The sequence below is a fragment of the Pseudomonas sp. Pseusp3 genome (assembly GCF_047304225.1).
Lineage (GTDB): Bacteria > Pseudomonadota > Gammaproteobacteria > Pseudomonadales > Pseudomonadaceae > Aquipseudomonas > Aquipseudomonas fluorescens_CD.
Map to the genome: position 1 here is coordinate 1 of NZ_JBGLYV010000103.1, position 19,546 is coordinate 19,546.

The following is a 19,546-nucleotide window of genomic DNA, read 5'->3' on the forward strand; positions in this document are numbered from 1 at the left end:
CCGCAGCATCGTGGCGAACAGGCGCATCTGGCCGCTGGTGCGGGCCCGCTCACCCTGGATGCGCGCGGCGGGCAGGGCGGTTTCCTGGCACACGAGGCTGATGAACACTTCATCGAGCGCCTCCAGTTCTGTGGCAATGGCGTCGAGAAAACCGGCGCGACGTGCAGCAGAAAGATTGCGGAAGGTCGGGTAAGCCGTGGCGGCGGCTTGCGCGGCCGCGTTCACTTCGTCCGTTGTCGCTTGATGAAAGCGGTACGGCAGTGCTTCCCCGGTGCTGGCGTCGTAGCTATGCAGGGTGGTCGTACCGTTTGCCGAACGTGTGCCGGCGATATAGTTGTGGCCTGAAACTTCAAACATGTTGGACTCCTGATGAGCGGTGCAATCGGGTTCAAGTGAGCCGGTAGATGCGTCGGGCGTTGTCATGAAACAGGGCCAGCCGTTCAGTGAGGGGACGGTCGCGAACAATGGCTTTGAACCCGTCGAGGACTTCGCTGAGGCTGTTCACCACGCCATCGACCGGGTAATTGCTGGCGAACGCGCAACGGCTGACATCGACAATCGAAATCGCGTCGTTCACCACCCTCCGGTTCGCTTCGACCGGCCATGCCTTGCCGGGAATGCAGATGCCGGAAATCTTCAAGGCAACGTTCGGCTCCCGTGCCAGCAGCGCAAGGTTGGTACGCCACCCGGCCAAGCCTGCTTCGGACCGATCCGCCGGCAGCGCGGTGTGATTGACCACGATGGTCACGTCGGGAAAGTCCCGGGCCAGCTCGGCGGCTTCTGGCAGATGCCACCAGGGCGCCTGCAACTCGAAGTGCAGGCCGTTTTTCGCCAGTTGTGCGTAGCCCTCACGCCAGCGCGGGTCACGCATGGAGCCTGGTTCTGCAAAATCCGCATGCCAGGCCTCACGGCTGGTCACCGTCGGTTTGTGGCGGATGCCGCGCACCAGCGGGTGATTTGCGTACAGGCGCAACAGGTCGAAAGCGTCTTCACGGTCCAGCCGGGCCTGTGCAACCATCGCCGCCACACCGGGTTCGCTATGCGCCAGTGATTCGACAAACGTCACTTCATCGGCAGGGGTTGCCGGGTCCCATTCACCTTCTATGACAACGGTCTGCACCACGCGATGCTTGCTGGCCAGTCGGCGATAGTCAGCCGGCAGAAAGTTGCGGCAAATGGACGAATAATCGCCATAGCGGAACGGCCGCAACGGGCGATCGTTCAGCCACGGGTAGTAATGGGCTTCGACGTCGAAATAGTGTTGATGCGCGTCGACGATGGGCAGGTCCGCATCGTCGCCACTGGCCAGAAAGCGTGTGCGCCAGTCGATACTTGATACCTCATCCATGCAGTTGCTCCAGGCGATAAAAGCGTTGAGCGTTGCCGGCGAACACCGCTTCCTGCACCGCACGGCCCAACGGTGCGAGCATGTCGGCCACGCCATTGGCAATCGTGTCGTAGGAAGCGCGCAGCCCGGCCACTGGAAAGTTGCTGGCGAACATGCAACGTTCAGGGCCGAAAATCTCCAGCGCGGTCAGTACCACCACCCGGTTGTCGGCGTAGTTCCAGGACGAATCCTTCAGGCCGAACTCCGACAACTTGATGTGCACGTTGGGCTGCAAGGCAAGTGCTTCCAGGCCTTTGCGCCAGCGTGCCATGCCTTGCGGGCTGCGATCCCAGGCGAAGCCGGTGTGATTGAGCGCAATGCGGATTTGCGGAAACATCGCCGCCACCTCGGCTGCCTCGACCAGGTGCCACGGCGGCACGCGCAAGTCCCACGACAGATCGTGATCGGCCAGTCGCGCAAATCCTTCCAGCCATTTCGGGTCCTGCATGGTGCCCTTGGCCCCGGTAATCGACACGTCCGGTGACGCCGAGGTCAGCGGTTTCGAACGTATGCCTTTGACCAGTGGCCGCGCAGCCTGGGCGGCGAGTATCTCGGCGCTGTCTTCGCGATCGAACCAGGCGTGGGCGACGATGGCGCTCGGGAAGCCATAACGGGCGTTCACCTGTTCCAGCCACCGGGTTTCGGCGACTTGCTCATCGCGTGCGCGCTCGGCTTCGACATGCACGGTGCCGACCAACCGTTGCTTTTCGGTCAGAGCGAGAAAGGTGTCCGGCAGGAAATCACGGCACAGGCTGTGATAGTCGCCCAGAAAAAAATCCTCGTGATAGTCGTCCTGCAGCCACGGATAACGACCGTTGCCCAGATCCCACAAGTGATGGTGGGCATCGACTAACGGCAGCGCGTCTTCGGCGGCAAGGTTCGGCAAGCCGTTGCGTTCGTGCAGCGTGATCATGACGTCGTCCCTTGTTCAGCGCGTCGCATTCAATGGGGAAGGGCCGAGCACGCTATCTTCGACGTCGCCTGCAGCGGCTGCTTCGGCTTTGGCCTGGACGCGGCTGCGCAGTTTGGCGACGTTCACCGCTACGCGGGTGTGCGCCGCCGTAGCCACCAGTTCAACGTCATCGCGCACTTCGACGTTGAAGGTGACACTGCGCCCTTCGATGCGCGTGACCGTGGCAACGATGCTCACCGACATTCCCAGCAGCGTGGCGCCGACGTGACGAATATCGACCGCAGCCCCCACAGTATTCTCGCCTTCATCGAGAAAGGTCAGCAGGTAATCGAGGCAGGTCTGCTCGATGTCATCGACCAGGCGCGGCGTGGCGTAGATGCGCAAGTCTTCGCCGAGAAACGAGATGGTGCGTTCCTTGTCGACGGTCAGTCGGCGTTCGGTGGCGGAGCCTGCATGCATTGTGGAGAAATTCATGGAAAACCTCTTGGTCAAGTCAAAGGGCAATTCAGGCATTGGGCAGGAAGCCGATGGAAACCCACGGCACGGCGATCAGCACCGCCAGTGCCACCACCAGCGCGCCGAGGTACGGCCAGACCCGACGCATGGCACCGCTGGGGTCGACCTTGGCAATGGCGCACGCGGCGTAGAACCCCACGCCAAACGGCGGGGCGAACAAGCCCAGGCCCATGGCGAAGATCGCGACCATGGCGTAGTGCACGTCGTTGATGCCCATGGCTTTGGCGATCGGGAACAAGAGCGGTCCAAACAGGACGATGGCCGGGATGCCTTCCAAAAAGCTGCCGAGCAGGATGAACGCCACCGCGGAGATAATCAGAAAGCCCGGCGCGCCGCCCGGCACCGTCGACATCACTTGCGCCAGCTGGTGGGAGAAGCCTGACTGGGTCAGCGCCCATGCCATGGCGGTGGCGCTGCCGATGATGATCAGAATCGCGCCGGATAACGACGCGGTGCTGACCAGGATCGGATACAAGCGGCGCCAATCGAAGCAGCGATAGCACAGCAGACCCACGATGAAGGTGTACGCCACGCCAATGGCGGCGACTTCGGTCGCGGTAGCGACGCCTTCAACCACGGCGGTGCGGATCACGAAGGGCAGGGCCAGGGCCGGCAACGCGACCAGTAGCGAGTGGCCGATTTCCTTTCCCGTGGCGCGTTTACCGGTAGAAACGTCTTTCTTGCGGTTTTTCCACCAGACCACCGCCGCCATGGCAATTGCACCCACGACTGCCGGCATGAAGCCGCCGGTGAACAGTGCGGAAATCGACACACCGGTTACCGAACCGATGGTGATCAGCACCAGGCTTGGCGGAATGGTTTCCGACATCGCCCCGGAGGCGTTGAGCATCGCCACCAGCTCGTTTTCGTCTTCGCCGCGTTTCTTCATTTCCGGAAACAGTGCCGGGGCGATGGCGGCCATGTCGGCAGCCTTGGACCCGGAAATGCCGGAGATCAGGTAGATGGCACCGATCAGCACATACGACAGGCCGCCGCGCACATGACCGATCAACGAGCACAGGAAGCGAATCATCGCCCGCGCCATGCCCATGGCTTCGATCAGCGCGCCCAGGAACACGAACAGCGGGATGGCCAGCAGGATCAGGCTTGCCATGCCTTCGTCCATCCGCCCGACCACCAGGGTCAGCGGTGTGCTGGTCATGGTCGACAGGTACGCCACCGTTGCCAGGCCGAACGCGACCATGATCGGCACGCCGATGACGATCATCGCCATCACGCCGATCATGAAGAAGATCACCAGGTTCCAGTTACCCATCAGCAGCATCGTGCCTTGCGCCACCCACAACAGCGCGGCGAGAGAGGCAAGCATCGCCACTGACACCGAGAAATCGATCAGCCGGGCGCTGGTCAACAGCCGCGCGACACAGGTCATCAGCATCAGGCTCAGGCCGACCGCGATGGCTGACACGCGAAAGGCGTTGGGAATTTCCAGGGCCGCGGTGGTGATGATCCACTCGTCGCTGACGTACTCCCAGGCCGGAGTGAACAGCAGTCCGATGAAGGTGATGACGATGACTGCGCCCAAGGTGTCGACGAATGCGCGTTTTTCTACCGGCAAGCGCCCGATGAACGAGGTCAGGCGCATGTGCTCGCCGCGACGCATCGCCACCACCGAACCGAGCATCGCCAGCCACAGGAACAGCAGCGACGCCAGTTCATCCCCCCAGACGATCGGCTGGTTGAGTACATAGCGCGAGAACACGTTGCAGAACAGCAACGTGACTTCGATCACCACCAGCAGCGCCGCACTGCCTTCAGTCAGCCAGCGCAGGCCGGTGTCCAGCGTGCGTCCCAGGCGAAACGTGGCGTTTTGTGGGCTGAGTCCTTCAGCGGGTGCGACATCCGTCATTGGAATTTGATTTTTCATGACTGTGTCTCCGGCTTAGGACAGTTGACCCGCGTACTGCTCGAGCAAGCTCCAGGCTTCAGGGCCGTACTTTTCCTTCCACTGGGTGTAGAAGCCTTTCGATTGCAGGTCAGCCCTGAACAGTGCACGGTCGACTTTGTTGAAGGTGATGCCGTGGGCGGTCAGGGATGGCTCCAGGCTGGAGTTGAGATCGATCACCTGTTGGCGCTGGACCAGAGCGGCGGCGTTGATCTGCCGCGAGACGATTTCCTGGACATCGGCGGGCAGTTTTGGAAAGGTCTTGCCCGACGCCACGATCCAGAAACCTCCCCAGATGTGGTCGGTCATCGAGCAGTATTTCTGCACCTCATAGAAACGCGCGGACTCGACCACCACCAGCGGGTTTTCCTGGCCATCGACGACCTTGGTCTGCAACGCCGAGTACGTTTCGTTGATGCTGATGCCGGTCGGCGAGGCGCCCAGGGCACTGAACATCGACGTCCACAGCGGGCTGACCAGGACGCGCAGTTTGAAGCCGGCGAGGTCTTGCGGGGTGTTGATCGGCCGCGTCGAACTGGTGATCTGGCGGAAGCCGTTGTTCCAGACTTTTTCCATCGGGATCAGGCCAACTTTCTCGGTCTTGGCGCGTACGTGCTCGCCCAGCTTGCCGTCCAGGGCGGCCCAGACACTGTCGTAGTCCTTGAAGGCGAACGGCATGCTTTCGATCGACATGGCCGGCACCAGTGTCGACAGAATCGCGCCGGGCAACGGAATGAAATCGATCGCCCCGGCGCGCACCTGGGACAGCATGTCGGTGTCGCCGCCCATGGCGCCGTTGGCGTAGACCTGCAAGTCCACTGCGCCATTGGTTTCGACCTTGATGGCATCTGAAGCGGCTTTCATTTGCTTGTTCAGCGGATGGGTGTCGGGCAGGCTGCTGGTGTAGCGCAACACAATGGGCTTGGTCGCGGCGAAGGCGCCGGAAGGCAGCAGATTGGCGGCGAAAGCACCACCCACGGTGACGCCGGCAGACACCAGGAAGGATCGGCGGCTAACGGACTCGGTCAAGATACGGCTCATGATGTTCACCTATTGTTTTTGTTGTAGTTGTTCTAAAAAACAGCGGATCCCTGTAGGAGCGAGCTTGCTCGCGATGGACTTGGGAGCGCCGCGTTTATCCAGCAAACACGCGTTATCGTTAACGTCCATCGCGAGCAAGCTCGCTCCTACAAGGTTCAGGACGCCAGTGCCACCACGGCCTGGCTGCGGATCAGTTCGTCGATTTCGTTTTCCGCGTAACCGCTTTCCTTCAGCACTTCGCGGGTGTGTTCGCCGAGCAGTGGCGCAGGGCGGCTGCTCGGTGGTGCGGCGTTATCCATGTCGGAGAAGTGAATCGGCAGGCCCATGCCGCGTACCCGGCCTTCCGTGGGGTGTTCAGTCTCGACGACCATGCCGCGCGCTTTGGTTTGCGGGTGGGCCAGGGCGGCGGCGATGTCGAGGACAGGTCCGGCAGGCAGTCCGAGGCTGTCGAACAACACCATCCATTCATCGGTGGTGCGCGCCACCAGCACTTCGTTGAGAATTTCCACCAACGCCAGGCGGTGCTCCATGCGCAACGCGTTACTGGCAAAACGCGGATCGGCCTTGAGCTGCGGGACGGCCAGCGCCTCGACCAGTCGCTCGTAGTTGGCCTGGTTGGCGGCGCCGATATTGATCCAGCCATCGGCGGTGCGGAACACCTGATACGGCGCACTGGTGGAGTTGGCGGAGCCCATTTTCGGCAGGATGGTGCCATCGGCGAAATACGCCGCGGCCGGCCAGTACATCTGTTGCAGGCCCGCTTCGAACAGCGAGGTATCGACCATCTGCCCCAGGCCGGTTTTCTGTTTGGCGGCGTAGGCGGCGCAGATGCCGAGGGCGGCGAGGATGCCCGAGTTGATATCGGCTACTGGCGAACCGGCCTTGACTGGCTCGCGTCCGGCCTCACCGGTCATGCTCATCATGCCGCTCATGCCCTGGGCGATCAGGTCGAAGCCGCCTTTCTCGCCGAACGGTCCGCTGCGACCGTAGCCGGAGATCGCGCAATAGATCAGCCCTGGATTGAGGACTTTCAGGGTTTCATAGCCCAGGCCGAATTTTTCCATGGTGCCGGCGCGGTAGTTTTCCGTGACCACGTCGGCGTCCATCAGCAGGCGCCGCAACACGTCACGGCCACCGTCGGTTTTCAGGTTAAGGCCGATCCCGCGCTTGTTGCGGTTGACCACCATGAACGAAGCGGATTCACCGCTGGCCATGATCGGCGAGAAGCGGCGCGAGTCATCGCCATCTGGGACTTTCTCGACTTTCACCACGTCCGCGCCCATGTCGGCCAGCATCATGCCGCACACCGGTCCGGACATGATGTGAGCCAGTTCTACAACACGCATGCCTGTCAGCGGTCCCATGTTATTTGCCCTCGAATTGTGGTTTGGCTTTCGCGATGAAAGCGTTCAGGCCGATCTGGAAGTCCTGGGTGTCGTAGCAGCAATAACTGCTGTCGATCTGCTCGTCGGTGGGTGCGATGCCGGCTTCCAGTTGTCGTGCAGCCTGGCGGTGCCAGCGAGCGACAAGCGGCGCGCCGTTGGTGATGCGCTTAGCCGTGGCGAGGGTTTCCGCCTCGACGTCGACATCGGCCACGACACGGGTCACGAGTTTTTTCACGTAGGCGTCGTTGGCGTCGAGAATGCGCCCCTCCAAGAGAATTTCCAGGGTGGTCGAGCGCCCGGCCAGCGCCACCAGGCCGGCCATTTCGTCATAGGACATGACCAGCCCGAGCTTGCCGACCGGCGCGCCGAAGCGGCTGGAGGTGCCGCAGATGCGCAGGTCACAGAGCGCGGCGATTTCCAGGCCGCCGCCGACGCACACGCCGTGGATCATCGCGATCACCGGGTGCGGACAGTCGGCGATCGCACGCATCGCCGCCGAGGTGACTTCGGCATACACCCGGGCTTGTGCCTGGTTGGCACGCACGCCTGGAAACTCGCTGACATCGGCGCCGGCGGCAAAGGCCTGTTCGCCTGCTCCGCGCAGCACCACGCAGCGCACGCTGAGGTCGGCGGACAATTCGGTCATGACGTCACCCAGGTCCTGCCACATGGACAGGGTCAGGGCATTCATTTTCCCCGGGTGACTGAGGGTGACGATGGCAATGGCGTCTTGCCGTTCGATAAGGACGGTGGGTTTCATGATTGTTCCGCGGGTGTCGGCCGGGCCGACGACGCGGATGCCTCCTGATTTATTGTTGTTGGATAGCGGCTGCTTACAGCGATTGTTCGAGCATCGACAGGTAGTCCGCAGAGGACGCTTCGCGGGGGTTGGTCTTGTGGCTGTGATCGTGCAGCGCGCCTTCGACGATGCCGGCGAACAGGCTCTCGTCCACGCCGATCTCGCTCAGCCGGGTCGGCAGGCCCAGGCGTCGCGTCATGTCTTCGATGGCCGCGCCGATACTGGCACCTGCCTCAAGGCCCATGGCATGGCGCAATCGTTCGAGTTTTCGCTCGTCACGCACCGTCGGGGCATCGGCGTTGAAGTGCACGACCGCAGGCAGGAAGATCGCGTTCAACGTGCCGTGGTGCAGCTTCGGATTGATCCCGCCCAGTGCGTGGGACAGGCTGTGCACACAGCCCAGGCCTTTTTGAAAGGCGAGGGCGCCCTGCATGGAGGCGCTCATCATGTTCATCCGCGCTTCGCGATCACCGGGCTCGGCCGTTGCGCGCTCGATGTGTTCCCAGGCGCGCCACAGGCCGTCGAGGGCGATGCCGTCGGCGGCGGGGTTGAAGGCCGGCGCCATGAAGGTCTCTATGCAATGTGCAATAGCGTCCATGCCGGTGGCGGCGGTGAGCATTGCCGGCAGGCCCAGGGTCAATTCCGGATCGCAGATCGCCACGCGGGGCACGACATACGGCGAGATCACGCCGACCTTGCGCCCGTCATCAAGGATCAGAATGGCGCCGCGACCGACTTCGCTGCCGGTGCCGGCGGTGGTCGGAATCGCGATCAATGGCGCGGTGGCCGGGGTGATGCGGTCCAGTCCGCCTTCGATCACCGCAAAACTTTGCAAAGGACCGTCGTGAGTGGCGCAGACCGCCACGCCTTTGGCCAGGTCGATGGAGGAACCACCGCCGACGGCGATGATGCCGTTGCATTCACCGAGTTGGTATTGCGCCACGGCTTCACGCACGGCGTGCTCGTTCGGGTTGGGTGGGGTGGCGTCGAAAATCGTCGGGGCGCGCTCGGCGCCGAGGGCTTTGATGACTTTGTCGACGATGCCGGCATTGCGCACGCCGAGGTCGGTAACGATCAGCGGCCTGGTGATGCCGGCGCGCTCGGCTTCGGCGGCCAGGTGCTGCAGGCTGTCGTAGCCGAACTGGATCTTGGTGACGTAATTGATCAGGGACATGATTCACCGCGAGTTATACAGGATTGTTATTGTTGCAATCGGTCTACGGCAGGAGGACTTTCGTTCTCTGGTCAAAACCATTGCATTGCCTGGTTGTGGGGTGGACTATAGGTCCGTCGTGGCGAGCCTCGATACTGACAACTTTCGATACCTCTATAACTATTAGTTAACCCTGATGACGCCCTCACTGAACTCGATCATGTCCCGCCTGCACATCAAGCAGCTGCGTTTACTGATAGCCCTTGATGAGCACGGCTCCTTGCTGGGCGCTGCCAAACAGGTCGCGCTGACACAACCTGGTGCCAGCAAAGCGCTGCAAGAAATTGAAACCACCTTCGGCACTTCGCTATTCACTCGCACTAACCGCGGGCTTGAACCCACTGATGCCGGACGCTCTGTCATTCGGTACGCCCGGTTGATCCAGACCGATCTCGCGCACCTGCGCGAAGAGATCATCGGCATCAAAAGCGGCGAGGGCGGGCGCGTGTCGGTCGGCACTATCATGGGTGCCGTGCCGCTGTTGACTACGGCGATCAGCCGGGTGATTGCCGATCACCCGAAGTTGTCCATCGAGATCGTCGAAGACACCAGCGCCGCGCTGCTCAGCCAGGTTGACGCGGGGCGCCTGGATCTGGCGATCTGTCGTACTACCATCAGCACCACTCCCTATCTGTATGAGAGCTCGACGTTCGTGGAGGAAACCCTGGCGGTGATCGCCAGCACCCAGCATCCGTTTGCCTATGCCCGGCAGCTGTCGCTCAAGGACCTGGTGGATTACCGCTGGGTGGTCTATCGCGCCAACATGCCGATGCGTTTGCTGTTGGAGCGAGAGTTTCACGAGGCCGACCTGCGTTTTCCGCGGCACCTGCTGGAGACGACATCAGCGTTCGCCACCTTGTCGCTGCTTCAGGAAAACCCGACACTCGTCGCGCTGGTCTCGACCGACGTGGCGAAGTTCTGCTCCGGCTACGGTTTCACCACCACGCTGCCGCTACCCATCACCTCGCGCAGCGAACCGTATGAGTTGGTTTCGCGCAAAAACGTGCCGGACTCACCCGCCGCCAGACTGCTACGCGAGGCGTTGTTGAACCTGGTGTGAACCCAAGGCTACGTTTGGGATATTGACTGGCTTTGGAGCCGCGCATTCGTGCAATTCAGGCAAATATGATTTGCGTCAGACGCGGTGTTTGTAGCGGATAAGCATCGCGATACTTCGCCGGGATTTTGCCTGTCCCATCATTGGCCCATGGAAGGCCATAGCGAGGTTAGAACAATGAATGTGCCCAACCGGCTTGCGCTCCTGATCACGACTGCAGCACTACTCACCGCCTGTGGTGAGTCCTCCAAGTTGCCGTCTCAGGCCAGCGTCGGCTCGGCGCCGCAGTTACCAGAACCCACCACTTCGCTGATCCCCACGTTGAAGGTCTCCAAGGCCATCGGCTGGAAGGGCAATGCCATGCCCACGGCTCCTGCCGGTTTCAAGGTGACCGCGTTGGCCGAGAATCTCGATCACCCACGCTGGTTGTACACGTTGCCCAATGGCGATGTGCTGGTCGCCGAGAGCAACCACCCGCCGATGCCGGAAGGCGCCACGGATGGCGGCACCGGACCGATCGCCTGGGCAAAACGCAGCGTCATGGGGATTGTGATGGAGCGGGTGGGGGCGGATGCGCCGAGCGCCAATCGCATCACCTTGTTGCGCGATGCCGACGGTGATGGCCACGCTGAAGTGCGCAAGGTGTTCATGACCGGACTGACGTCGCCTTTTGGCATGGCTCTGGTGGGCAATGAGTTGTTTATTGCCAATGCCGACGCCCTGGTCAAGGTGCCTTTCAGCACGGGTCAAACCGAGGTGAATGCAACGCCGGTGAAAGTCACCGAACTGCCCTCAGGCATTAATCACCACTGGACAAAGAATGTACTCGCCAACCCCGAGGGAACGAAGCTTTACGTCACGGCGGGCTCCAACAGCAATGTCGGTGAAAACGGCCTTGATATGGAAGAAGGTCGCGCAGCGATTTGGGAAGTCGACGTAAAAAGCGGCGACAAACGTCTATTTGCCAGCGGTTTGCGCAATCCGAACGGGCTGGCCTGGAAACCCGGTTCAACCCAACTGTGGACCGTGGTCAACGAACGCGACGAAATTGGCAGCGACCTTGTGCCTGATTACCTGACTTCAGTAAAGGACGGGGCGTTTTACGGCTGGCCGTGGAGCTACTATGGCTCCCACATCGATACCCGAGTGACACCGCCGCGTCCGGATAAAGTGGCCGAAGCCATCGCACCGGACTACGCGCTGGGCACTCACGTCGCCCCTTTGGGTCTGACGTTCTCTGATTCGCGAGGCATGCCAGCCAACTTTGCCGATGGCGTTTTCATCGGTGAGCATGGCTCATGGAACCGTAACCCGCAGGCCGGTTACAAGGTGGTGTTCATACCGTTCAGCGATGGCAAGCCTGCGGGGATGCCGGTGGATTTCCTGACCGACTTCCTCAACGCTGATGGCGAAGCACAAGGGCGTCCAGTCGGCGTAACCCTTGATCAGGATGGCGCGTTGTTGGTGGCCGATGATGTCGGGAACAAGGTCTGGCGCATCGCAGCTACGAAACCCAGAGAGTAAATGAACCTTTTGCGCAGCAATGCTCACGGCCATAAAAAAGGGCAGCTCAAAGCTGCCCTTTTTCCAGCCTGGTCCTCAGGCGGCGCTAAACAGCTTGTGCGGATCCATGACGAATTTCTTCGGCGCCCCGGCATCGAACTCGTGGTAACCGCGGGGCGCGTCGTCCAGGCTGATCACCTGCACGCCGACGACCTCGGCAATGTTGATTCGGTCCCACATGATCGCCTGCATCAGCTGACGGTTGTACTTCATCGTCGGGGTCTGGCCGGTGTGGAAGCTGTGGGACTTGGCCCAGCCGAGGCCGAAACGAATGTTCAGGCTGCCATGCTTGGCGGCTTTGTTGACCGCGCCCGGGTCTTCGGTGACATACAGACCGGGGATACCGATATTGCCGGCGACCCGCACCACGCCCATCAGCGCGTTGAGCACATCGGCCGGGGCCTCGTGCTGCGCGCCGTCATGGCCGTGGCCACGGGCTTCGAAGCCGACCGCATCGACCGCACAATCGACTTCCGGCTCACCGAGCAAGTTGGCGATTTGCTCGTGCAGCGGAGTGTCCAGGGTCAGGTCGGCGATCTCGAAGCCCTGGGCCTTGGCATGCACCAGACGCAGCGGATTGACGTCGCCGATTATCACCACCGCCGCACCCAGCAGACGGGCGGAGGCGGCAGCAGCCAGTCCGACCGGACCGGCACCGGCGATATACACCGTGCTGCCAGGGCCGACACCGGCGGTCACCGCGCCATGGTAGCCGGTCGGCAGGATATCGGAGAGGCAGGTCAGATCGCGGATTTTCGCCATTGCCTTGTCGCGGTCGGGCAGCTTCAGCAGGTTGAAGTCGGCATACGGCACCAGCACGTATTCAGCCTGGCCGCCGACCCAGTCGCCCATGTCCACATAGCCATAGGCACCGCCGGGGCGCGCCGGGTTGACCGTCAGGCAGACGCCGGTGTGCTGCTCCTTGCAACTGCGACAACGGCCGCAGGCGACATTGAACGGCACCGAGACCATGTCACCGATCTGCACGTTTTCCACGTCACGGCCCTTCTCGATCACCTCGCCGGTGATCTCATGGCCAAGCACCAGCCCGACCTGGGCCGTGGTCCGACCACGCACCATATGCTGGTCGGAGCCGCAGATATTGGTCGAAACCACGCGCAGGATCACGCCATGGTCAATGCGCTTGCCGCGCGGGTCTTCCATTTTTGGATAGGGGATGGTCTGCACCTCGACCTTGCCTGCGCCGAGATACACGACACCACGATTACCAGACATGCTTTCACCTCGCTTTTGTTGTTGTGAGAACACGGCCCTTGTACTGCGAAGGGGCGCGCGACCTTACAGTGCGGCGGTCTATGTCTTGCGTTTGCGCGTGAATGCAGATTGGTTGGAAGTCACCTTCCAACGACGCGTGATTAGCAGTCATCGTATCGATCCTACGCCTGGTATCAGCACTCTGCGAGGGCATTTAGCACCCAGCCACCATCCCCGTTGGCAGGGCTGGCGCAGGAGTAACTGGCGCTGAGCGCCGTGTTTGCCCCCATCAAAGCACAGTGATGAGGATATTTTAACCTGCGTAAATGTTTTATTGACTAAATAATAATACCGGGTAATTATTTCCCTGCATCTGCTCTCACGCAGAGTCATTTTTCAGGGGCAACCCGATGAACCAGAACACCGTGCCGTTGCTGGCCAGTCTTTACAGCGAGACGAATGAATCGTCACTCGACGGGCGCATGACGCCTTTGCTGATGCAGGGTTTTCCGGCCGAACCGGAACGCCGCGTCACGTGGAACAACTGGATGCGCCCGCCGTTCAATCAGTGGGGCTTCCGCAATCTGGCGCGCCTGCGGCCCTCCATTGATGTGCAGGCGGGTTGTGGGCCGGTCAGTACGCTGACGCAAACACCACAGGCACTGGACGAACTGCACTTCGACAGTGAATGTGGTCTGAGCGTCAGTGTCATCGATCACCTGGTGGCCAGTCAGACCGACGCCTTTTTGGTGATGCAGGGCGACACCGTGCTGTTCGAGCGTTACTTCAACGGCCAGCGTCCCCGGGACCGGCACGTCATGTTCTCGGTGACCAAGTCGCTGATCGGCACCCTGGGGGAGCAACTGGTCTGCGATGGCATCCTCAATCCGCAATTACCGGCGGCGAATTACGTGCCTGAACTGTTGGGCAGCGCGTTTGGCGATGCCACGGTGCGCCAGCTGTTCGACATGGCCGTGGGCATCGACTACAGCGAGGTCTATGACGATCCTAATTCAGAGAGTTCGCAGTACGGCTACGCCTGCGGTTTCCAGCCGGCACCTGCGCAGTACGCTCAGTTCGAGTCGCTGTATCAGTACCTGCCGTCGCTGAAAAAACGCGGCAGCCACGGCGGCTTTTTCCATTACGTGACTGCCACCACCGAAGCCCTGGCCTGGGTCATGGAGCGCGCCTCGGGCAAGGCCTGCGATCAGTTGCTGCAAGACATCTGGAGCCAGTTGGGGTGTGAGCGCGACGGCTACTTCATGGCCGACCCTTGGGGGCGCAGTGTCGCCGGTGCCGGTTTCAGCGCCACCGTGCGAGACATGGCGCGTTTCGGCCGCCTGCTGGCCAACGATGGTCGCCAGGATGGCCTGCAACTGCTGTCGACCGAGACCATCGCACGCCTCTTCGCCGGCGCCGATCCGGCGATCTATGCCAAGAACTCCGAGTTCTCCAAATGGACCCCCGGCGCTTCCTACCGTAGCCAGTGGTACGTCTTCAACGACCACAGCCAGGCGATCATGGCCGGTGGCATTCATGGCCAATACCTGTTCGTCGACAAGCCGTCCGGCGTGGTGATCGTCAAGCAGTCATCGCTGACCGAGGCTGTCGGCCCATTCGATGCTGACAGCGTGCGCATGCTGCGTGCCATCGCCGCGCACCTGACTCACTGAAACGCCCCATAACGACAAGAAGTTTGTGTCCTGTCCGCCTGGCTCGGCCAGGTGTTGGCGGCGCTTTGCGCCGCCATTTCACTGCCCTGTAACAACAATAATCACACAGGAGCTTCATATGGTTTCCATGACGCGTTTCTCTCGAACGCTCTTAGCGGTCGGCTTACCCCTGACCGCCCAAGTCGCGCTGGCGAGCTACACCTTCGAGGACGGCAACCTCAAGGGTGAGGTCAACCTCACCGCCGGTGGGGCGACTCTTTCCACCCGTAACGTCAATTTCGGCAGCGGCCGCGTCGATATGCGCAGCGGCAAAAATGACGGCACGAAAATCGACTGGCAAGAGTTCTACGTAAAGCCAGGTATCAAGCTGGACTATTCACTACAGCCTGACTTCAGCCTGCTGGCCGGCGGTTCGCTCGTGGCGGCGACAACCTTTGGCGATGGCGATGCCGGCGGTTTTACGCGCAGCTCTGACGGTGATGTGGCCGCCGAAGAACTCTACGGCGGTATCCGCGCCGGGGAATGGACGCTGACTGCCGGGCGCCAGAACTACATGATCGGCACTGGCTTCATCGTCATGGACGGCAACCTTGACCAGCTCGATGACGGCGCCTACTGGCTTGGCCCAAGAACCGCCTTCAAGGATTCTGCGATCCTGGCCTGGGATCATGGCGCGGTGAAGGCCCAGGCTTTCAGCTTGCGCAACGACGACGATCTGGGTGACTTCCGCATGACGGGCGCCAACCTGGATTACAACCTCGACGACCAGGTGACACTGGGCGCCATGGCGATGAAGGTTCATGCGCTGGGCCCCAACGGCAGCACAGCCCCTCGATTCCGGGACGGGATGCTGGTGTACAACGTAAGGGCACTCAACGCCAAAGTGCCGGGCGTACCCGCCCTGACGCTCAACGCCGAATACGCGCTGGAGAAAGGCAGCGGCGAGGGCGTCGATTACGATGCCAAGGCTTGGTATGGTCAGGCGGACTATGCCTTCAATACCTTGCCCCTGACGCCGGTCATTGGCTATCGCTACGCCAGTTTTTCCGGCGATGACAACCTCACCGACAACCGTCAGAAAGCCTGGGACCCTTTGAGCAAAGGTTTCATCGACTGGAGCACCTGGCTGGTAGGGGACATCGTCGGTAACTACCTGTTGTTCAACAGCAACGAAAACGTTCAGCAGTTCTCACTCAAAACTCACCTGAACCCAACCCTGACCCTCGGCGCGATTCACTATCAGTTCTGGCTGGACGAGAAAAACTACATGGGCGCATCCGTCAGCGATCGGCGCTTTGCCGATGAGAGCGTGGTTTTCCTCGACTGGACGCCGACTCCGTCGTTCTATACGTCGCTGTCCTATAACTGGGTCAAGCCGCTGGCCGCTGCCAGGCAAGTATTCGGCGATGATCAGAAATTCAGCGCGCTGGAACTGTACTTCACCTACCGCTATTAAGTGCCGCGAGCCGCCGCGGCCGCGTAGGAGTGTTTCACCATGAACAAGAATATACGCAACACCCTGTTGTCCGTTGCGCTGTCGTTGCTGACGGCGGGCGTTTCCCAGGCTGAAGAGCGTACGGTGCGGATCTATAACTGGATCGAGTACCTGCCACCGGAGATCCTCAAGAGCTTTCAGGAGGAAACGGGGATCCGTCCGGTCTATGACGTGTTCGACAGCGTCGAGACCCTGGAGTCCAAGTTGCTCACCGGCAACTCTGGCTATGATGTGGTCTACCCCGGCAGCGCCAACCTGAGCCACTTGATCGCGGCGGGTGCCGTCCAGCCTCTGGACCGCAACCAGTTGCCGAACTGGCAGCATCTGGACCCGGAGTTCATGAAATCCCTGGAAGCGGTGGGTGACACGGGCAACCGCTACGCTGCGCCGTACCTGTGGGGCACCACGCTGATCGGCTACAACGTCGACAAGGTTCAGCAGATTCTGGGCGCCAATGTGCAGATGAACAGCTGGGACATGATCTTCAAGGAAGAGAACCTCGCCAAGCTGGCCAGTTGTGGCGTCGGTTTCCTCGATGCAGCCAACGAAATCATGCCCATCGCTTTGCACTACAAGGGCCTCGACCCCAACAGCCAGAAACGCGAGGACTACCCGCAGGCTCAGGCGGCGATGATGAAGATTCGGCCTTACGTCACCTATTTCAACTCGTCGCGCTACGGCATGGACCTCGCCAATGGTGACATCTGCGTCGCCGTGGGCTGGTCGGGCGGCGTGGCGCTGGCCAAACAGCTGGCCGATGCCGCCGGCAAGGGTGTCAGGGTGGAAATGGCGTTACCCAAGGAAGGTGCGCCGATGTGGTCGGACGTGATGATGGTGCCGACCAACGCCCCGCATACCAAAGAGGCCTATGAGTTCATCAACTACATCCTGCGCCCTGACGTCATTGCCCGGATCAGCAACAAGATCGGTTACCCCAATCCGAACAAGGACGCCACCGCGCTGGTGAACGCCAACATCCGTAATAACCCCAACATGTATGTGCCGGAGGAAGCGCGCAAAACACTGTTCGCTCTGCAGCCCATGCCGGCAGCGGTGGAGCGGATCCGCACGCGCACCTGGACCAGCATCAAGACCAATCGCTGATCATCGTGGCCCGGTACTTTTGTGCCGGGCCCGATCTGTCAGCTCAGCAAGGACCTGATGGTCAGTGCGCGTGACCAGTCTCAGAGAAGGCTGGCGAGGTTCAGCCGTTCAAGTGTTTGAGCATCCAGCGTCATCTGCATCGAACGCGCCAGGCTATTGAGTTGGTCCAGGTTGGTGGCACTGGCAATGGGAGAGGTAATACCTGGCTGATGCATGATCCAGGCCAGGGCGATTTGCGCAGGGGAGACCTGCTGCTCCTGCGCCGCCTGATGCAGAACATGCAAAATGCGCATGCCGCGCTCATCGAAGTACTTTTCCAGATCCTCGCGGCGAGCGCTGTGAGTCACGTCATCCAGGCCTTTGTACTTGCCGCTGAGAAAACCCGAGGCCAGGCTGAAGTAGGTCAGGACCTCGCAGCCCTCGGCCTGGGCAAAAGAGCGCAACTGCTGTTCGAAGTCATGCCGATCATAGAGGTTGTACTCCACCTGAAGGCAGCTGTAATGGGGCAGGGCGTGGCGATCGGCAGAGGTTTTGGCGGCCTGGAGATCTTCCAGGGTGTAGTTGGACGCGCCGATCGAGCGAACTTTGCCGCAGGCGATCAATGCGCCATACGCCTCCAGGGTCTCTTCGTGTGCTGTCGAGGGATCCGGGTAGTGGGAGAAGTACAAATCGATGTAATCGGTTCGCAGTCGACGCAGCGAATCATCCACGGCTTGCAGGATTCTGTCTTTCGAGAGCCCGTGCTGATGGGGCGATAGTTCGGCCCCGACCTTGGTGATAATTTTCACTTCGCTGCGTCGGTGGCTGTTCTGACTCAGCCATTTGCCGATGATCGCTTCCGATTCGCCGCCGCTATTGCCGCTGACCCAGATGGAATAGGCATCTGCGGTATCAAAGGTGTTGATGCCGAGTTCAAACGCTGCGTCGAGTAGCTTCAGCGAATCTTGTTCGTTGACGGTCCAGCCAAAGACATTGCCGCCTAGCACCAGGCGAGAACTCTCCATCGTAGAACTGCCCAAATAGTCTTTTTTCATACCGGTCCGCCGTTCGATTCAATAATCGGCCCTCTGGTTTTTGGCGTTCAGCCAAACACCTTGCAAGGTGATTGCATCCGTGTGTTTTCTCAGGCCCGCATGCCGTAAAAGAGCAGCTCGGTGATGTTCCTTACCTGAGCGGAGTGGGACTCGACATCCGGCTGCTCCTGGTTGACCAGCCTGAACAACTGCAGGTGTGAATAGTCGTTCAACAAGAAGGCGGCCAGGTCGACGTTGAGGTCTGCGCGTAGCTTGCCAGCCTGTTGCAGCTCTCTGAGCAATCCACTGATTTCAGCCCTGAGCGCATCGTTCATGGCGCGATAGCCTTCGGGCAGCCCGTTGTCGCCGCCAAACAATATCAATGGCAGCAGTTCACGCCAGAGGCTGGGGTGCATGACCTCCAGGGCGTAACCGGTCAGTCGTCGTTCCAGGTAACACATGGCGTCGACCGGATCCTCAATGTCAGGGATCTGGCTGCGGGTGTCCTTGAGTGCACGCTGGTCGGCGTCATGCAGGATTTCCAGAATGATTTCCTGCTTATTACCGAAGTACTTGAACACGGTGGGTGCCGACACCCCAGCCTGGTTGGCGATCTGTTCGATGGTGGTGTTCTGGAAACCCTGACGCTCGAACAGTTCAATCGCTGCCTTGCTGATGGCTTGGCGTCGTTCGACTTTCTGACGCTCACGTAGTCCGCTCACGGGAGATCCCTGTCGCTATGAAAAAGGGAGGGCGGATGTCGCCCAATCATCCATGCAAAATACTTAATCGAGTAAAACATTTAAAGCGATAATTTCTGTAGTGCGCTCTTTCGCGGGAACGAAAGGCTTCGGAGCATCCAGCGAAATGATTTGTTACCTGGATACCGGTGTGTTTTGCGGTGGCACCGAGCCGCGAGCCGATTCCCATATCGCCGTGTGGTAGCGGGCCGCTGAAAACAAGAAAAGAGACCTCGGTCTCTTTTTTTGTTTCTGTGGCAGACGGCGCGTTCATTGCGTTTGTTCGCAACGCCGAACAACCTGGCTTCAATCAGTTTGTCAGAGGGCGAGGTCAGGGTTTGTCCGCGACCGGGTTCGCCGTCCTCAGCTCGGGCATAGTCTGCGGGGCCGATCGGACAATCACGCTGATGATGGTCAGTGCTGCAATCACCAACCCCGGTGAAGTCGCCAGTAACACCCCGGTGGTGCCGGCCCCGGCCGCCAGAATCTGCCCGGCGGCCAACGGCCCGGCCACCGATCCCAGGCG

17 protein-coding genes and 1 pseudogene are annotated in these 19,546 nt (G+C 60.7%); 5 read left to right on the forward strand and 13 right to left on the reverse strand.

What is annotated here, in order from left to right:
• From ACCD00_RS25350 to ACCD00_RS25390, 9 genes are all read right to left on the reverse strand, one after another.
• A partial coding sequence (locus ACCD00_RS25350) for an aldehyde dehydrogenase family protein (RefSeq protein ID WP_413428055.1) occupies positions 1-357 on the reverse strand: 357 nt, incomplete at its 3' end.
• Between the two features lie 31 nt (positions 358-388).
• A complete protein-coding gene (locus tag ACCD00_RS25355; protein ID WP_413428056.1) occupies positions 389-1,348 on the reverse strand; it encodes an amidohydrolase family protein in 960 nt (319 codons plus the stop codon).
• Positions 1,341-2,300, reverse strand: a complete 960-nt coding sequence (locus ACCD00_RS25360; protein ID WP_413428057.1) for an amidohydrolase family protein — start codon at positions 2,298-2,300, stop codon at positions 1,341-1,343. The genes ACCD00_RS25355 and ACCD00_RS25360 overlap by 8 nt, the downstream gene beginning before the upstream one ends.
• Before the next feature lie 15 nt (positions 2,301-2,315).
• Entirely contained in the window at positions 2,316-2,774 is a 459-nt protein-coding gene (locus ACCD00_RS25365) for a thioesterase family protein (RefSeq protein ID WP_413428058.1), read from the reverse strand.
• A gap of 31 nt (positions 2,775-2,805) precedes the next feature.
• Positions 2,806-4,704: a TRAP transporter large permease subunit gene (locus tag ACCD00_RS25370; protein ID WP_413428059.1), complete on the reverse strand. Its 1,899-nt coding sequence runs from the start codon at positions 4,702-4,704 to the stop codon at positions 2,806-2,808.
• Positions 4,705-4,719: 15 nt separating this feature from the next.
• On the reverse strand, positions 4,720-5,763 hold the full coding sequence (locus ACCD00_RS25375) for a TRAP transporter substrate-binding protein (protein ID WP_413428060.1): 1,044 nt from the start codon (positions 5,761-5,763) through the stop codon (positions 4,720-4,722).
• Between the two features lie 155 nt (positions 5,764-5,918).
• A complete protein-coding gene (locus ACCD00_RS25380) occupies positions 5,919-7,127 on the reverse strand; it encodes a CaiB/BaiF CoA transferase family protein (RefSeq protein WP_413428061.1) in 1,209 nt (402 codons plus the stop codon).
• Between the two features lies 1 nt (position 7,128).
• Positions 7,129-7,908, reverse strand: coding sequence for an enoyl-CoA hydratase-related protein (locus ACCD00_RS25385; RefSeq protein ID WP_413428062.1), 780 nt, complete (start codon positions 7,906-7,908; stop codon positions 7,129-7,131).
• Positions 7,909-7,981: 73 nt separating this feature from the next.
• A complete protein-coding gene (locus ACCD00_RS25390) occupies positions 7,982-9,121 on the reverse strand; it encodes an iron-containing alcohol dehydrogenase (protein ID WP_413428063.1) in 1,140 nt (379 codons plus the stop codon).
• A 175-nt stretch (positions 9,122-9,296) separates the two neighbouring features.
• Between ACCD00_RS25390 and ACCD00_RS25395 the strand changes: the two genes are divergently transcribed.
• Together ACCD00_RS25395 and ACCD00_RS25400 are read left to right on the forward strand one after the other, a co-directional pair.
• Positions 9,297-10,220, forward strand: a complete 924-nt coding sequence (locus ACCD00_RS25395) for a LysR family transcriptional regulator (protein WP_413428064.1) — start codon at positions 9,297-9,299, stop codon at positions 10,218-10,220.
• 174 nt (positions 10,221-10,394) lie between these two features.
• Entirely contained in the window at positions 10,395-11,741 is a 1,347-nt protein-coding gene (locus ACCD00_RS25400; protein WP_413428065.1) for a PQQ-dependent sugar dehydrogenase, read from the forward strand.
• A 75-nt stretch (positions 11,742-11,816) separates the two neighbouring features.
• Here ACCD00_RS25400 and fdhA read toward each other — a convergent pair whose 3' ends face one another.
• Positions 11,817-13,016 carry a formaldehyde dehydrogenase, glutathione-independent gene (fdhA, locus tag ACCD00_RS25405; protein WP_413428066.1) on the reverse strand — a complete coding sequence of 400 codons (1,200 nt, stop codon included), beginning with the start codon at positions 13,014-13,016 and terminating at the stop codon, positions 11,817-11,819.
• Between the two features lie 389 nt (positions 13,017-13,405).
• Between fdhA and ACCD00_RS25410 the strand changes: the two genes are divergently transcribed.
• From ACCD00_RS25410 to ACCD00_RS25420, 3 genes are all read left to right on the forward strand, one after another.
• Complete coding sequence (locus tag ACCD00_RS25410) at positions 13,406-14,668, forward strand: serine hydrolase domain-containing protein (RefSeq protein WP_413428067.1); 1,263 nt, start codon at positions 13,406-13,408, stop codon at positions 14,666-14,668.
• Positions 14,669-14,786: 118 nt separating this feature from the next.
• Positions 14,787-16,124 (forward strand): alginate export family protein, encoded by a 1,338-nt coding sequence (locus tag ACCD00_RS25415; RefSeq protein WP_413428068.1) that lies wholly within the window; start codon positions 14,787-14,789, stop codon positions 16,122-16,124.
• A gap of 39 nt (positions 16,125-16,163) precedes the next feature.
• The gene (locus ACCD00_RS25420) at positions 16,164-17,267 is read left to right on the forward strand and encodes a polyamine ABC transporter substrate-binding protein (RefSeq protein ID WP_413428069.1); all 1,104 of its coding nucleotides are present in this window, start codon (positions 16,164-16,166) and stop codon (positions 17,265-17,267) included.
• An 80-nt stretch (positions 17,268-17,347) separates the two neighbouring features.
• On the opposite strand, the gene ACCD00_RS25425 is transcribed toward ACCD00_RS25420, so the two are convergent.
• The 3 genes and pseudogenes from ACCD00_RS25425 to ACCD00_RS25435 form a co-directional block, all read right to left on the reverse strand.
• Positions 17,348-18,301 (reverse strand): aldo/keto reductase, encoded by a 954-nt coding sequence (locus ACCD00_RS25425; protein ID WP_413428070.1) that lies wholly within the window; start codon positions 18,299-18,301, stop codon positions 17,348-17,350.
• A gap of 89 nt (positions 18,302-18,390) precedes the next feature.
• Positions 18,391-19,002 carry a TetR/AcrR family transcriptional regulator gene (locus tag ACCD00_RS25430; RefSeq protein WP_413428071.1) on the reverse strand — a complete coding sequence of 204 codons (612 nt, stop codon included), beginning with the start codon at positions 19,000-19,002 and terminating at the stop codon, positions 18,391-18,393.
• A 349-nt stretch (positions 19,003-19,351) separates the two neighbouring features.
• Positions 19,352-19,546 (reverse strand): annotated as a pseudogene (locus tag ACCD00_RS25435) (3-(3-hydroxy-phenyl)propionate transporter MhpT); the annotation flags it as partial.